This window comes from Actinoplanes sp. NBRC 103695, assembly GCF_030269485.1.
In the GTDB taxonomy this organism is placed as follows: Bacteria; Actinomycetota; Actinomycetes; order Mycobacteriales; family Micromonosporaceae; genus Actinoplanes.
The window spans coordinates 59,596-74,481 of sequence record NZ_BSTL01000014.1 but is presented as its reverse complement, the minus strand read 5'-3'; the positions used below and the strand labels follow the sequence as shown (position 1 = coordinate 74,481).

Annotated in this window: 11 protein-coding genes; 10 read left to right on the top strand and 1 reads right to left on the bottom strand. The window is 71.1% G+C overall.

Features of this window, described 5'->3' with window-relative positions:
- Positions 1-6 precede the first annotated feature (6 nt).
- The 4 genes from QSK31_RS25300 to QSK31_RS25285 all read left to right on the top strand — a co-directional run bounded on the left by QSK31_RS25300 (position 7) and on the right by QSK31_RS25285 (position 6,770).
- Complete coding sequence (locus QSK31_RS25300) at positions 7-837, top strand: patatin-like phospholipase family protein (protein WP_285686799.1); 831 nt, start codon at positions 7-9, stop codon at positions 835-837.
- Entirely contained in the window at positions 830-1,825 is a 996-nt protein-coding gene (locus tag QSK31_RS25295) for a zinc-dependent alcohol dehydrogenase (protein WP_285686798.1), read from the top strand. The genes QSK31_RS25300 and QSK31_RS25295 overlap by 8 nt, the downstream gene beginning before the upstream one ends.
- 58 nt (positions 1,826-1,883) lie before the next feature.
- The gene (locus QSK31_RS25290) at positions 1,884-5,048 is read left to right on the top strand and encodes a penicillin acylase family protein (protein WP_285686797.1); all 3,165 of its coding nucleotides are present in this window, start codon (positions 1,884-1,886) and stop codon (positions 5,046-5,048) included.
- A gap of 108 nt (positions 5,049-5,156) precedes the next feature.
- A complete protein-coding gene (locus QSK31_RS25285; protein ID WP_285686796.1) occupies positions 5,157-6,770 on the top strand; it encodes a heparinase II/III family protein in 1,614 nt (537 codons plus the stop codon).
- A 444-nt stretch (positions 6,771-7,214) separates the two neighbouring features.
- On the opposite strand, the gene QSK31_RS25280 is transcribed toward QSK31_RS25285, so the two are convergent.
- Positions 7,215-8,516: a GH1 family beta-glucosidase gene (locus tag QSK31_RS25280; RefSeq protein ID WP_285687011.1), complete on the bottom strand. Its 1,302-nt coding sequence runs from the start codon at positions 8,514-8,516 to the stop codon at positions 7,215-7,217.
- An 85-nt stretch (positions 8,517-8,601) separates the two neighbouring features.
- Here QSK31_RS25280 and trpB point away from each other — a divergent pair, with 85 nt between their 5' ends.
- The 6 genes from trpB to QSK31_RS25250 all read left to right on the top strand — a co-directional run bounded on the left by trpB (position 8,602) and on the right by QSK31_RS25250 (position 14,882).
- Positions 8,602-9,747, top strand: a complete 1,146-nt coding sequence (trpB, locus tag QSK31_RS25275; RefSeq protein ID WP_285686795.1) for a tryptophan synthase subunit beta — start codon at positions 8,602-8,604, stop codon at positions 9,745-9,747.
- A complete protein-coding gene (gene trpA, locus QSK31_RS25270) occupies positions 9,744-10,520 on the top strand; it encodes a tryptophan synthase subunit alpha (protein ID WP_285686794.1) in 777 nt (258 codons plus the stop codon). Before trpB ends, trpA begins: the two co-directional genes overlap by 4 nt.
- 434 nt (positions 10,521-10,954) lie before the next feature.
- Complete coding sequence (locus QSK31_RS25265) at positions 10,955-11,716, top strand: GntR family transcriptional regulator (RefSeq protein ID WP_285686793.1); 762 nt, start codon at positions 10,955-10,957, stop codon at positions 11,714-11,716.
- A 431-nt stretch (positions 11,717-12,147) separates the two neighbouring features.
- Positions 12,148-13,152, top strand: coding sequence for an amino acid ABC transporter permease (locus tag QSK31_RS25260; RefSeq protein WP_285686792.1), 1,005 nt, complete (start codon positions 12,148-12,150; stop codon positions 13,150-13,152).
- Positions 13,149-13,916, top strand: coding sequence for an amino acid ABC transporter ATP-binding protein (locus QSK31_RS25255; RefSeq protein WP_285686791.1), 768 nt, complete (start codon positions 13,149-13,151; stop codon positions 13,914-13,916). Before QSK31_RS25260 ends, QSK31_RS25255 begins: the two co-directional genes overlap by 4 nt.
- Before the next feature lie 15 nt (positions 13,917-13,931).
- Complete coding sequence (locus QSK31_RS25250) at positions 13,932-14,882, top strand: ABC transporter substrate-binding protein (protein ID WP_285686790.1); 951 nt, start codon at positions 13,932-13,934, stop codon at positions 14,880-14,882.
- The last annotated feature ends 4 nt before the right edge of the window (positions 14,883-14,886 follow it).

Sequence of the window (14,886 nt, the reverse complement as noted above, 5' to 3'; positions counted from 1 at the left end):
GATCGGGTGACCACGTCAGAGGAGCCGATCAGGATCGGGCTCGCCCTCGGTGGCGGCGCCGTCCGGGGGACCGCGCACATCGGCGTCCTGGAGGTGCTGGAGAAGGCCGGTCTGGAACCGGCCATCCTCACCGGCACCAGCGCCGGCGCCCTGGTCGGGGCGCTGTACGCGGCCGGGCTGACCGCCGCGGAGATCAGCGCGCAGGCACACTCGCTGCGCTGGGCCAAGCTGGTCCGCCCGGCTCGCACCCGCAAGGCCCTCTTCGACACCCGGCACCTCGGGGCGTACCTGGAGGAGCTGCTCGGCGGGCGCGAGTTCACCGAGCTGGAACGCCCTTTCGCGGCCGTCGCCTGCGACCTGATCACCGGCGAGCGGGTCGTCATGCGGGACGGGCCGGTCTCCACGGCGGTGCTGGCCAGCGCGGCCATCCCCGGGGTCTTCCCGCCGGTCGACCGGGACGGCCGCATGCTGGTGGACGGCGGCCTGGTCGACATGGTCCCGGCCCGGCTGGCCCGTGAGCTGGGCGCCGACATCGTGGTCGCGGTCGACGTCTCCGGCCCGTTGCCGCGCCGGCCGCCGACCACGCTGGTGCACGTGATGGTCGCGGTCAGCGCCATGCAGCCGGGCGGGACGCAGCGGCTCACCGAGGACGCCGATCTGGTGCTTGCGCCCGAGGTCGACGGGTACGCCTTCTGGGAGCTTTCACGGATCACCGAGTTCGAGGATGCCGGCCGGGCCGCCACCGAGCAGGCGCTGCCGCTGCTCACGGCCCTGACCGGCACCGCCGTGGCCCGCCGCGAGTGGGAACGCACCCAATCAGGAGGTTCGCATGTCTGACGGTCAGCTCGCGGCGCGGTTGTACGGCGCCGGTGACGTCCGGGTACAGACCGAGCAGCGTCCGGTGCCCGGCGAGGGGGAGTGGCTGGTCGAGGTGACCTCGGTCGGGCTGTGCGGGTCCGACCTGCACTGGTTCGCCGAGGGCGGCATCGGCGACGCCAAGGTCTCCCGCCCGCTGGTGCTGGGCCACGAGATGGCCGGGGTGGTGCGGGGCGGGCCTGCCGACGGCACGCGCGTCGCGATCGACCCGGCCGTACCCTGCGAAGCCTGCCCCGAGTGCGCGAGGGGCGACGTCAACCTGTGCCCCAACGTGGTCTTCGCCGGTCATGGCGGCTGCGACGGCGGGTTGCGGCAGCTGATGGCGTGGCCCAGTCACCGCCTGATCCCGCTGCCGGACGCGCTCTCGGACGACGAGGGGGCCCTGCTCGAGCCGCTCGGTGTCGCGGTGCACGCCCTGGACTTCGGCCACCTGCGCGTGGCGAGCACGGTCGGCGTGGTCGGCTGCGGCCCGATCGGCCTCTTCCTGATCCAGCTGGCGCGGCTGGCCGGCGCCACCCGGGTGCTGGCCGCCGACCCGCTGCCGCACCGGCTGGAGGCGGCCGTGAAGTTCGGCGCCGAGCCCGCCGGGGACGGCGACCAGGGCACGGCCGACGTGGTCTTCGAGGTGAGCGGCTCGGACGGCGCGATCGACACGTCGCTGCGGCTGGCGCGTGCGGGCGCCCGGGTGGTGCTGGTCGGCATCCCCGACGGCGACCGCACCTCGTTCTCCGCCTCGGTGGCCCGCCGCAAAGGTCTGACCCTGGTCATGTCCCGCCGGATGGGCGAGGTCTACCCGCGCTCGATCGCCCTGGCCACGAGCGGCCGGCTGGACCTGTCGTCGCTGGTCACGAGCGCTTACCCGCTGGGGGACATCGACGCCGCCCTCTCCGCGGCGGTCGCCCGCACCGGCCTGAAGGTCGTCATCCATCCACAGGAGGCTATGGCGTAACGGTCGTCATAGTTTTAACCTTCGTGAAACAGGTTCGTGTTTCGCGAGGGTGGTCGCCATGCTCCGACGTGCGCTTCTCGTCCTTCTCCTCCTCCCCGCCGGCCTCATCCCCCTTCGAGCCGAACCGGCCGCCGCCGCGTTCGCGCCCGACGACTACTGCCTCGGCGAGTGCTCCGACATCCTGCCGCCCGGCGAGAACGGCGACGCCGACCTGGTGCAGATCCTCGCCAACCAGGCCTTCGGCACCATGCCGCCGCACTCCGACGATCAACTCACGCCGTACGCCGACCTCGGCTACCGGTACACCGGGCTGACCGGCGACCAGATCAACTCGTTCTTCAACGACAGCTCCTTCGGCGTCGCCCCCGCCGACGTGGAGCGCACCTACTCGCCACGCGCGGACGTCACGATCGTGCGCGACAAGAAGGCCGGCATCCCGCACATCACCGGCACGACCCGCGCCGGGACGATGTTCGGGGCCGGCTACGCGGGCGGGCAGGACCGGCTCTTCCTGATGGACCTGATGCGCCACGTCGGCCGGGGCACGCTCACCCCGTTCGCCGGTGGCGCCGACGGCAACCGTGAGCTGGAGCAGAGCGTCTGGCGGACGTCGCCGTACCTCGAAACCGACCTGACCGCGCAGATCAACAACCTCAGGGCTTCGGGTACGCGCGGAGCGCAGCTCTACACCGACGTGCAGAGCTATCTCGCCGGGATCAACAAGTACATCGCCGACTGCATGGCCGCCCGGGACTGCCCCGGCGAGTACGTGCTCACCGGGCACCTCGACGCGATCACCAACGAGGGCGGGCCGGAGCCGTTCGTACCCGAGGATCTGATCGCGATCGGTGGCGTCATCGGCGGACTGTTCGGCGGGGGCGGCGGCCACGAGATGCAGTCCGCGCTGGTGCGCATCGCCGCCCGGGCCAAGTACGGCGCCACCGCGGGCGACCAGGTGTGGCAGCAGTTCCGGTCGCAGAACGACCCGGAGGCGGTGCTCACCCTGCACAACGGACAATCCTTCCCGTACGGTGCGGGCGACCCGAACGCCGCCGGGGTCGCCATGCCGGACGCCGGCAGCGCCGCACCCGCCCCCCTGATCTTCGACCGGACCGGCTCGGCGGCCTCGGGTTCCTCCGGCGACAGTGCGATCGCTGACTCCTTGCGTACCCTCAGCTTTGAATCGCACCGCGGCATGTCCAACGCGGCGATCGTCTCCGCCGCACACAGCTCGAGCGGGCACCCGGTCGCGGTCTTCGGACCGCAGACCGGCTACTTCGCCCCGCAACTGCTCATGCTGCAGGAACTGCGCGGGCCGGGGATCAGCACCCGCGGCATCGCGTTCAGCGGGCTCAACCTGTACACGCTGATCGGCCGCGGCCCCGACTACGCGTGGAGCGCCACCTCGTCGATCCAGGACATCACCGACACGTTCGCGCTGCGGCTGTGCGAACCCGGCGGCGCCGCGCCGACGGTGAACTCGAACAGCTACCTCATGCGTGGCCAGTGCCTGCCGATGGAGAGCCTGACCAGGACCAACGCGTGGAAGCCGACCACCGCCGACAGCACCGCGGCCGGGTCCTACCGGCTGACCGTGCAGCGCACCCGTTACGGCCTGGTCGGCTGGCGTGGCCTGGTCGGCGGCGTACCCACGGCGTTCGCCCACCTGCGGGCGACCTACCGGCACGAGGCCGACTCGGCGATCGGGTTCCAGATGTTCAACGAGCAGGACCAGATGGGTACGACCGGCGCGTTCCGGAACTCCGCCTCGCAGATCTCGTTCGCCTTCAACTGGTTCTACGTCAACTCCACGGACACGGCGATGTACACCTCCGGCGCCCAGCCGCTGCGTGCGCCGGGGGCCGACCCCAACCTCCCCACGTCCGCGGGATTCGATTGGCAGGGCTGGGATCCGTCTGCCAATACGTTCTCGCAGCAGCCGGTCGCCGCGCATCCCCAGGCGGTCAACCAGGACTACTTCGTGAGCTGGAACAACAAGCAGGCCGCCGACTTCAGTGCCGCCGACGGCAACTTCAGCTTCGGGTCGGTGCACCGCGGTGATCTCCTGGACGCTCCGCTGCGAGCCGGGATAGCGGCCGGTCGCCGGTACGACCGCGCGTCCCTGCTCCAGCTCGTGCAGTCGGCGGCGACCGTGGACCTGCGCGGCTCCGACGTGCTGCCGGTGCTGCTCCGGGTGATCGACACCGCCCCGGTGACCGACCCCGCGTCCGTGGCTGCCCTGGCCAAGCTGCGCGCCTGGCTGGCGGCCGGCGCACACCGGCAGGAGACAGCGGCCGGATCGAAGATCTATCGGGACGCGGACGCCATTCGTCTTTTCGACGCGTGGTGGCCCCGGCTGGTGGTCGCTGCCTTCCAATCGATGGATCCGGCGTTGTTCACCTCCCTCGTGGACGCCCTGCAGATCAACGAGTCGCCGTCGGGCGGGCAGACCGGGCCGGTGTCGACGCTGCCCACCTCGGCCAACGAGTCGCAGGCGCACAAGGGCTCCTCGTTCCAGTACGGCTGGTGGGGCTGGGTGGACAAGGATCTGCGGGCCGTCCTCGGCGACGCGGTGCCGGGGTGGTCCGTCTCCTACTGCGGCGGCGGCAGCGTGCCGGCCTGCCGGAGCGCCCTGCTGACGAGCCTGTCGGCGGCGCTGGCCGAGCCCGCGGCCACCACGTATCCGGCCGACACGTACTGCTCGGCCAGCGACCAGTGGTGCGCGGACGCGATCGTGCAGTCGCCGCTCGGCGGCATCAAACACCGGATGATCGCGTGGCAGAACCGGCCCACCTACCAGCAGGTGATCTCGTTCCCGGCCGGGCGCGGCGACGACATCAGCAACCTCGCCCTCGGCCGGCCCGTCACCGCATCGAGCACACAGAGCGGCAACCCGGCGGCCAACGCGGTCGACGGGAATGTCGGCACACGGTGGGCCAGTTCCTGGGCGGACAACCAGTGGCTGCGGGTCGACCTGGGGAGCTCGCGCACGGTGGCGCGGGTCCTGATCCGGTGGGAGGCGGCGTACGCGTCCGCGTACCGCGTCGAAACCTCGCCGGACGGCACCACCTGGACCACCGCGGCCACCGTGACCGGGGCGAACGGCGGCCTCGACACGGTCACCTTCCCCGCCCGGAGCGCCCGATATCTGCGCGTGTTCGGGCAGACCCGGGCCACGTCCTACGGCTTCTCCCTCTATGAGCTGGAGGTTTACGCACGGTAATCCACGATCGGGTGTTCGCTGCAACAGTTCGCGCCCCCCGAGCGTCGAACAGGCATGCGGGGGAACGCTTGGCAACGTCTCATGTCCATTGTGGTCGGTTGTGTCCTGGTGGCATCGACCCAGGCCGCGTCGTCGGCACCAACGACGGCGCGGCCCATCTGGCCGGACATCCCGGCCGCCGACTCCCGCTGCGGGCCACCACAGCGCGACCGCCTCCCGGAGACCGGGAAACCGATCACGGTGCGTCTGCAGCCGGCGCAGCCGTTCGTGGTCGGGCGCATCCCCGCCACCACCTGGCGAAACACGCCCGTCGCCGACCTGGGCTGGAAACTGCGGTTCCTCGGGCTGGCCTGGATGCGACCGGTGGCGGTCCGCGCCTACAACGATGGCCGGTCGGACGTGCTGGCCGAGCTGATCGCCCAGACCGTCGCGTTCCACCGGGAGAACCCGGACCCGCACAACGTCAAACACGGGTGGGACGAGGGCACCGCGATGCGCCGCCTGGAAACCGCCAACTGCCTGTACGCGCTGACCCGGGCGCCCGCCCTCATCCCCGGCATGGTCGCCGACGCCGCGGTGCAACTGGACCAGCGCTACTACGGGCCGCCCTACCGCCCCGTCCACAACCACGGCCTGATGGCCTGCATCCAGCTGTTCCGGGCGGCTGACCTGCTGCACCGCCCCTACTGGAAGAAGGTCGCCCTGCTCCGGATGTCCCGGGAGGCGCCCAAGGCGTTCTCCCCGATGGGCACCTCCATGGAACAGGCATCCGGCTACCAGCAGTTCAACGCCTCCCAGTGGGACAAGGCAGCCGACCTGCTCGCCGGCTCGCCCGGCAGCGCCGGCGTGGTCGCCAAGATCCGCGACACCGTCGACAAGGCCTACCGGATGCTGGCGTGGATGACCCAGCCCGACGGGACGATCGCCCAGTACGGCGACTCCGACGAACTCAAAGGCCGGCCCATGGACCTGGGCGAAGCGCGCTCGGTCCGCGACGACAAGGCCGGGCTCATCGCCGGCCGGTGGAGCTGGACCGACCCGCAGACAGCCCACTACACGGTCCGGTACGGCCCCGCCCGCCGCGCACACGGCCACCGCGACCAGGCAGGTGCGGTGACCTTCGCAACCCAGGGCGTGCGAGTGCTGGTCGGCCCAGGGAGATACAGCTACAACCGCGACGACCCGTTCTGGATCTACCAGATGACCCCGCAGGCCACCAATGTGGCGGTCCCGTCCCCAGGCTTCGTGACCCAGGCGCCGGCCGACGTCGCCGTGTCGACCTTCGCCCCGCTCCGCCACGAGATCACCGTCCAGGACAAGATCTACCAGGACCCGCACACCCGGACGATCGCCGTCGACCCGGCCGCGATGACCGTCTCCGACCTCTTCCACAACGCCACCGAATGGCGCCAGTCCTGGCACCTCGACCCGAAGTGGACCCTGCTCTCCCACAGCCCGACGCGCCTGACCTTCCGCCACCCCGCCGGCCGCATCCTCACCGTGACAACGACCGGCCGCGTCGAAGCCGTCCAACACGGCGCCATTGGCAACGCGGCGGCGGGCTGGCACTTCCCCAAGGAGGGCGTCAAGCAGCCCGCCTACCAGATCACCGTGCGCAACGACGGCCCCGAATGCTCGACGCGCTTCGAGGTCACGTCGGCGTCCGGTCCCCGCAGCCACTACTCGGCGGACGGGATGTCGCTCGTCCGGCTGCCCGCCTAACGGACGGCTGCCCGCCGCCGCCTGCGCCAGGCTACCCACTTTGGCCGCCCACTTGGGCCGCCCGCCGGCGGGCTGTCTGCCCCACGTCGGCGGCTACCCGCGCCGGCCGCCCACTTGGGCTGCTCGCGCCGGCCGCCCACTTGGGCTGCTCGCGCCGGCCGCCCACTTGGGCTGCTCGCGCCGGCCGCCCACTTGGGCCGCCCGCGCCGGCTACCCACTTGGGCCACCCACCCGGGCGGGTCGCCCGCGCTGGGCCGCCCGCCGGCGGGCCGTCCGCCCCACGTCGTGCGCTGGCCTGCCCGCGCTTGTTGGCCGCGCCGGTCACTCGCGTCGGCCGCCCGGGCCGGCCACCAAATCGCGCCCGCTGTCCGCCCGGGCCGCCCGCAAGCCGCACGCCTTTGCCCGCGCTGGCTGGCGCGCTGACCGTCCGCCTCCGGCTGTTGCCTAGCTCTTGCGCTCTTGGAGGGCCGTCTGCAGCCAGCGGTAGGAGTCCCTGGGTGTGCGCTCCAGCGTCTCGAAATCGACGTGCACCAGGCCGAAGCGCTGGTGGTAGCCCTCGGCCCACTCGAAGTTGTCCATCAGCGACCAGATGTAGTAACCGCGCACGTCCACCCCGGCCTCGATGGCCTGGCGCAGGGCGCCCAGATGCCCGCCGAGGTAGTCGACCCGGAACGAGTCGCCGATCCCGTCATCGGTGGAGCAGCCGTTCTCGGTGATGTAGATCGGCGGGAGCGCGGACCCGTAGGTCTCCCGCAGGCCGACCAGCAGATCACGCAGTCCGTCCGGGACCACAGGCCAGCCGAACGCGGTCGTCGGCACGCCCTCGATCGGCCGCTGCTCGAACGGCAGGTCGGAGTCGCTCGCGGCGATCCTCATCGGGTTGTAGTAGTTGATGCCCAGCGCGTCCACCGGAGTGCTGATGATCGCCAGGTCGCCGTCGCGGATCACGTCACCCAGCAGGCTCTCGAGGAACTCCGGGTAGGCGCCCAGCAGAATCGGGTCGTTGAAGAGCCGGTTGTGGAAGTTGTCGTAGAGCGTCGCCGCGGCCACATCGGCCTCGTCGTCACTGGCCGGTTGCACCGGCGAGCAGTTGTTCGTGATCATCACCTGGGTGGCGCCGCGCTCCCGCAACGCCCGGACCGCCAGCCCGTGGCCGAGCAGCTGGTGATGTGCCACGGGCAGCGCCCCGAACATCAACGCCTGCCCGGGTGCGCCGCCGCCGAACGCGTAACCGTCGGCCATGTGCACGACCGGTTCGTTCAGCGTGATCCAGCGATGGACACGGTCGCCGAGGCGGTCGGCGACGTGTCCCGCGTACTCCGCGAAGCGCTCCGCGGTCGACCGGCTCAGCCACCCGCCCTGGTCCTCGAGCGCCTGCGGCAGGTCCCAGTGGAAGAGCGTCGGCAGCGCGGCGATGCCCCGCTCCAGCAGCGCGTCGACCAGCCGATCGTAGAAGTCGAGCCCGGGCCGGTTGAGCGCGCCGCTGCCGGTCGGTTGAACGCGCGGCCAGGCGATCGAGAAGCGGTAGGCGTCGACGCCCAGATCAGCCATCAACGCGACATCCTCGGGCCACCGGTGATAGTGATCGCAGGCCACGTCGCCGGTGTCGCCGTTCTTGATGCGCCCGGGCGTGTGCGAGAACGTGTCCCACACCGACGGCCCGCGGCCGTCCTCGGCGATCGCGCCCTCGATCTGGTACGCGGCCGTTGAAACGCCGACCTCGAACCCGTCCGGAAACCCCGTCAGTAGCCCCACGCCGCCGACCATACCTCTCTTCCCCCTCTCTTTCCCGTTCTAGAACTCCCGCCTTCGCTGTGCTACAACTTACCGCATGAGTTCTAGAACTGTCGAGCGAAGCCGCTTCGGGATCTACGGCGGCCGGTTCGTTCCCGAGTCGCTGATTCCGGCCTGCGAGGACGTCGAGCGGGCCTTCACCGAGGCATGGCACGACCCGGTCTTCCGCGACCGGCTCGCCGAGATCCTGAGCGTCTACGCCGGGCGCCCCACGCCACTGACGCCCGCCCTGCGTCTCTCGGCGGAGCTGGGCGTCACCCTCCTGCTCAAGCGCGAGGATCTGGCGCACACCGGGTCTCACAAGATCAACAACGTGCTGGGTCAGGCGCTGCTCGCACAGCGGATGGGCAAGGCCCGGTTGATCGCGGAGACCGGCGCCGGTTCGCACGGCGTGGCCACCGCCACCGCGGGCGCGCTGCTCGGCATGGCGACGACGGTGTTCATGGGTGAGCGGGACATCGAGCGGCAGCAGCTCAACGTGTTCCGCATGCGGACGCTGGGCGCCGAGGTGATCCCGGTGAGCACCGGCAGCCGGACCCTGAAGGACGCGTGCACCGAGGCGCTGCGGCACTGGGTCACGGCCGTCGACGACAGCCACTACTGTCTGGGCTCGGTCATGGGCCCGCATCCCTACCCGTGGATGGTGCGCGAGTTCCAGCGGGTGATCGGCGACGAGGCGCGCAGTCAGGTCACGGCCGTCCCGGACTACGTCGTCGCCTGCGTCGGTGGCGGCTCCAACGCCGCCGGCACGTTCGCGGGCTTTCTCGACACGTCGGCTCGGCTGATCGGCGTCGAGGCGGAGGGCGGCGCGGCGGTGACAGCCGGCTCGGACGGCATCCTGCACGGATTCCGGACGCGAGTGCTGCAGGACGCCGACGGTCAGATCGCGGAGGCGCACTCGATCGCTCCGGGGCTGGACTACCCCGGCGTGGGCCCGGAGCACGCCCACTTCGCAAGCACCGGCCAGGCGCGTTACGTGACGGTGGGCGACACCGACGTCGTGGCGGCCGTGCATCGGCTCGCCCGCACCGAGGGGATCATCTGCGCCCTCGAGTCCGCGCACGCCGTCGCGTGGCTGATCAACGCCGCCGCATCCGGCGAGGTGCCGGCCGGCGCGACGGTGTTGCTGACCCTGTCCGGCCGTGGCGACAAGGACATGGCGACCCTGATGGAGCTGGCATGAACGTCCTGGAGACACACACGCGCCGGGTCCGGGACTCGGGCCGCAAGCTGCTCGTTCCGTACGTGACCGGCGGGCTGGCCGGCGACTGGACCGACTATCTGCACGCCGCGGCCGACGCCGGCGCCGACGTCCTGGAGGTCGGGTTGCCGTTCTCCGACCCGATGCTCGACGGTCCCGCCATCCAGCGCGCCTCGGACGCGGCTCTGGCCCGCGGCGCCACCATCGACAGCATCCTCACCGACGTCTCCCGGCTCAGCCTTCCGGTGCCGGTGGTCGCGATGACGTACGCGAACCTGGTCTTCCGGCGAGGCGCCGAGTGGTTCTGCGCGGCGCTTCGGGACGCCGGCTTCTCCGGGCTGATCGTGCCGGATGTGCCGGTCGACGAGGCCGACGAACTGCTGGCCGCGGCGACCGGGCTCGACCTTGTGCTGCTCGTGTCGCCGGCGACCACTCGGGAGCGACGGCGGGAGATCGCCGGGCGCAGTGGCGGCTACGTCTACGCGGTCAGCCTGATGGGCACCACCGGCGCGCGGGCGGCCCTGCCGGCGTCGGCGGGGGAGCTGGCGCGGTCCGTGAAGGCGGTCACCGATCTGCCGGTGCTCCTCGGATTCGGCGTGTCCTCGCCGGCGACCGCGCGTGCCGCGGTGGTCGAGGCCGACGGTGTTATCGTGGGCTCGACCTTGATGCAGCAGGTGCTGGACGGCTCCTCACCAGGCGATGTCGGGGTGAGCCTCACCGGGATGCGCGCGGCGCTGGACGGTCTCGATGCCTGACGGCGTCGCCGGATGCCGGGGCTGGACGGCGTCGATGCCTGACGGCGTCGCCGGATGCCGGGGCTGGACGGTCTCGATGCCTGACGGGTTCGCCGAGTGGCAAGGCGCTGTGCCGTTCGATGGTGGCGGGGTCGGCTGGCCTGGACGAGCAACAGGGTCGCCGGGGCGCCAGAATGTCGTAGCGGTGCCAGCCGGCGCGCTGGCGGCCCAGGTGATGGCTTCGGCGAGCCGGCGCTGGGCGGTCGACGGTCGCGCCGGGACGCTGGCTTGGGCGGGCGGCCTTGCCGGGACGCCGGCGGTGGACAGGGTTCGCCGGGACGCCGGCGCCGAGGACTGGACTGGCAGACTTGCCGGGACGCTGGGTTGTCGGCGCTGGCAGGGTGGGATGCCGGAACGCCGGTGTCGGACGGCCTGGATTATTGACGGAGCGGCTAGTGGTGGTGAGGGACGGCGAACGGCGCGAGCCGAAGTACGCCACCATTGCGGCGGACCTTCAGCACCGTATTGCGATCGGGGAGTACCGGGCCGGGCAGGCGCTGCCGGCGCAACGGGAGCTGAGCGCGTCCTACGGGGTCACGCTCATGACTCTGCGTCAGGCTTTGGGGCTGCTTGCCGACCAGGGTCTGGTTACTCAGGAGCCGGGCCGCGGGACCTTTGTCTCCGGGCCCAAGGCGGCGCACACGATGGGTCCGTTACGCAGTCTCTCCGACGATCTGCGTGCGCAGGGGCACACGGTGGACACCGTCGTCTTGGCGCGCGAGGAGGGTCCGCTGCCGGGCTGGGTGGCCGAGCGGCTCGGGCTGGCCGCCGGTGCGCCGGGGCTGCGTATCGAGCGGTTGCGTCGGCTCGGGACCACTCCTGCGATCCACCAGACGTCCTGGATCCCGGGGGAGTACGCGGGACGCATGGCGGGCGCGGACCTGGCGGCGACCTCGCTGTACGACGCGCTCGCCTCGACCGGCACGACGGTGGTGCGCGCCGAGGAGCGGCTCTCGCCGGCTCTGCTCGAGGAGGGACTGTCGGCGCTGCTGAACCGCCCGGCCGGGGCGCCGGTGCTGCACAGCGACCGGGTCAGCTTCGGCGGCGACGACACGCCGGTGGTCTTCGACCGGGCAACCATCCTGGGCGAGCTGATCGAGGTCCGCGCCACCCACACCGCCGGCGTGACGAGTTCCTCCTACCGGACCCTCCGCTGACCCTCTCGGCGCGGGCCGGTTGAGCCAGGCGTGGGCCGGTTGAGGCGGGCGCGGGCCGGTTGAGGCGGGCGCGGGCCGGTTGAGGCGGGCGCGGGCCGGTTGAGCCAGGCGTGGGCCGGTTGAGGCGGGCGCGGGCCGGTTGAGGCGGGCGCGGGCGGCGAGCGTGGCCACGCTCGCGCTCGTTGTAGTCCGCGTCGGCCCGGGTGCGGGCGGGGGCGGTGGGCTCGGCTCGGGGTGAATGGCGGCCCACGCGCGGGCTTGAGACGGGCGCGGGCCAGTTGAAACGGGCGCGGGCGGTGAGCCCGGCCCCGCGGTGAACGGCGGCCCGCGCGAGCTTGGAACGGGTGCGGGGCGGGCTGAAACAAGTTGGTATTGCATATCTAGCCGATAGGACTTGAGCGTTATCGGGTGGTGAATCTAGCGTCCTTGTTGTGAGCCTGTTGACCTCGCCGCGCAGGGGTCGGGCGGCTGATGCTGATGATGAGCCGGTTGTGGTTGCGGCGCGGCATCCGTGGCGGTGGGTCGGGACAGTGGCCGTGTTGGTTCTGGTGGCGCAGTTCGTTCATGGGCTTGCCACCAATGCGGGGTGGGACTGGGGGACGTTCGGCGGGTACTTCTTCGAGCGTTCCGTCATGCGGGCGTTGCTGGTCACGTTGCAGCTGACCGTTGCGGGGGCCGTGCTCGGGTTTCTCGGCGGGGTGGTGCTGGCCGCGATGCGGCTGTCGCGTAATCCGGTACTGCTCGCCGTTTCCTGGACGTACATCTGGGTGTTCCGGTCGGTGCCGTTGATCGTTCAGTTGCTGTTCTGGGCGAACCTCGGCTATCTCTACGACCGGTTGCAAGTCGGGGTGCCGTTCGGGCCCGGGTTCTTCTCGGTGGAGACGTCGGGGCTGGTCAGCTCGATGGGGGCTGCCCTGCTCGGGTTGGCCTTGCATGAGGCCGCCTATGCCGCCGAGATCGTCCGGGCGGGGATCATCTCGGTTGATCAAGGGCAGCTCGAGGCGGCCGCCGCGTTGGGGATTCCGCGGGGGCGGCAGTTCCGGCGGATTCTGCTGCCGCAGGCCATGCGGGCGATCCTGCCCAGTGCGGCCAACGAGCTGGTCAACCTGTTGAAGAGCACATCCGTCGTGTACGTGCTGGCGATCGGTGAGCTGTTTTATCAGGTGCAGGTCGTCTACGGGCGCAACGGGCGCGTGGTTCCTCTGCTGATGGTCGCCACCGTCTGGTACGTGATTCTGACCGCTCTGCTGTCGGTTCTTCAGTTCTACGTGGAGCGGCACTTCGCCCGGGGTGCGCTGCGGACGCTGCCGCCGACGCCTCTGCAGCGACTCCGGGCGGCGCTGGGACGGAGCCGGTTGGCGCTGGGACGGGACCGGGCGGCGCTGGGACGGGGCGGGCGACCCGGGGCGGCGCTGGACCGGGATGCGATCCGATGAGCGCGGCGATGGTCGAGGTCGTGGGGGTGCATAAGTCGTTCGGGACGCTCGAGGTGCTCAACGGCATCGATCTGAGTGTGCGGGCGGGGACCGTCACCGTGGTGCTCGGGCCTTCGGGGTCCGGCAAGTCCACCCTGCTGCGGTGCGTCAACCACCTGGAGAAGGTCGACCGCGGGCGGGTCAGCGTCGACGGCGAGCTCATCGGCTACCGGCGGGCCGGTGGCCGGCTGCACGAGCTGTCCGAGCGGCATGTGCTGCGGCAGCGCGCCGGCATCGGGTTCGTGTTCCAGAACTTCCATCTGTTCCCGCATCTGACCGCGCTGGAGAACATCGTCGAGGCGCCGATCTCCGCGCAACGGAGGCCGCGGGACGAGGTGCACGCCGAGGCGTCGGCTCTCCTGGAACGGGTGGGTCTCGCCGGCCGGGCCGGCGCGTACCCGCGGCAGCTTTCGGGCGGGCAGCAGCAGCGCGTCGCCATCGCCCGGGCGCTCGCGCTGAAACCCAAGCTGGTGCTCTTCGACGAGCCGACGTCGGCGCTCGACCCGGAGCTGGTCGGCGAGGTGCTCGACGTGATGCGGGGGCTGGCCCGGAGCGGCACCACCATGATCGTCGTGACGCATGAGATCGGCTTCGCGCGGGAGGTCGCCGACACCGTCGTCTTCATGGACGACGGACGGATCGTCGAGCAGGGGCCACCCGCCTCGGTCCTCGATTCGCCTGCTCACGAGCGTACCCAAGCATTTTTGTCAAAAGTCCTTGCCTGACATCGGGGAGAACCCATGCGACTCCGCTCAGCCCTGCTCGCCGCCGTCGTCCTCGCTGGACTCGCCGCCTGCGCCGCGCCCGAGGAAAGCAAAGTGGCCGCCGCGAATACGATCAACATCGGGCCGGACCAGCAGCGCATCATCCCGGCGAAGGTGGACGCGATCGCGGCGCTCGTGCCGGAGAAGGTCCGCGCCGCGGGGACGCTGAAGGTCGGGCTGGGCGCGGCCGGCTCGGGATCGCCGCCGCTGGCCTTCACCGCCACCGACAACAAGACGCTGATCGGCAGCGAACCCGACCTGGCCTTCGCGGTCGCGGGTGTCCTCGGGCTGACGCCGGAGCTGGAGAACAGCTCGTGGGAGAACCTGTTCATCGGGCTGGACAGTGCCGAGTACGACGTCGGCGCGTCCAACATCACGGTCACCGAGCTCCGCAAGCAGAAGTACGACTTCGCCACGTACCGGCTGGACAACCTGGCGTTCGAGGCGAAGAAGGGCAGCGGCCTCAAGGTGGGCGGGCCGGCCGACGTGGCGGGCAAGCGGATCGCGGTGAGCTCCGGCACCAACCAGGAGAAGATCCTGGTCGAGTGGAGCAAGCAGGCCGGGAAGGAGGGCCTGAAGCCGGTCGACATCAAGTACTACCAGACCAACCAGGCCACCTATCTGGCGCTCGGGTCGGGGCAGATCGACGCGTACCTCGGGCCGAACCCGACCGTCGCCTACCACGTGGCGGTGGCCGGCGAGTCCGAGATCGTCGGGACCTACTCCGGTGCGGGCTCGGCGTTGCAGGGCAAGATCGCGTTCACCACGAAGAAGGACAGCGGGCTGGTCAAGGCGCTGGCGGCGGCGCTGGACGAGTTGATCAGGTCGGGCGACTACGCGAAGATCCTGGCCCGCTGGAACCTCGCCAACGAGGCCGTCACCGCCAGCGAGATCAACCCGCCCGGCCTGCCGATCGACGGGAAGTGACGCC

Coding starts and splice junctions, on each gene's coding strand:
- QSK31_RS25295 (WP_285686798.1), top strand. CDS start 830: ATGTCTGACGGTCAGCTCGCGGCGCGGTTGTACGGCGCCGGTGACGTC.
- QSK31_RS25290 (WP_285686797.1), top strand. CDS start 1,884: ATGCTCCGACGTGCGCTTCTCGTCCTTCTCCTCCTCCCCGCCGGCCTC.
- trpB (WP_285686795.1), top strand. CDS start 8,602: ATGAGTTCTAGAACTGTCGAGCGAAGCCGCTTCGGGATCTACGGCGGC.
- trpA (WP_285686794.1), top strand. CDS start 9,744: ATGAACGTCCTGGAGACACACACGCGCCGGGTCCGGGACTCGGGCCGC.
- QSK31_RS25255 (WP_285686791.1), top strand. CDS start 13,149: ATGAGCGCGGCGATGGTCGAGGTCGTGGGGGTGCATAAGTCGTTCGGG.
- QSK31_RS25250 (WP_285686790.1), top strand. CDS start 13,932: ATGCGACTCCGCTCAGCCCTGCTCGCCGCCGTCGTCCTCGCTGGACTC.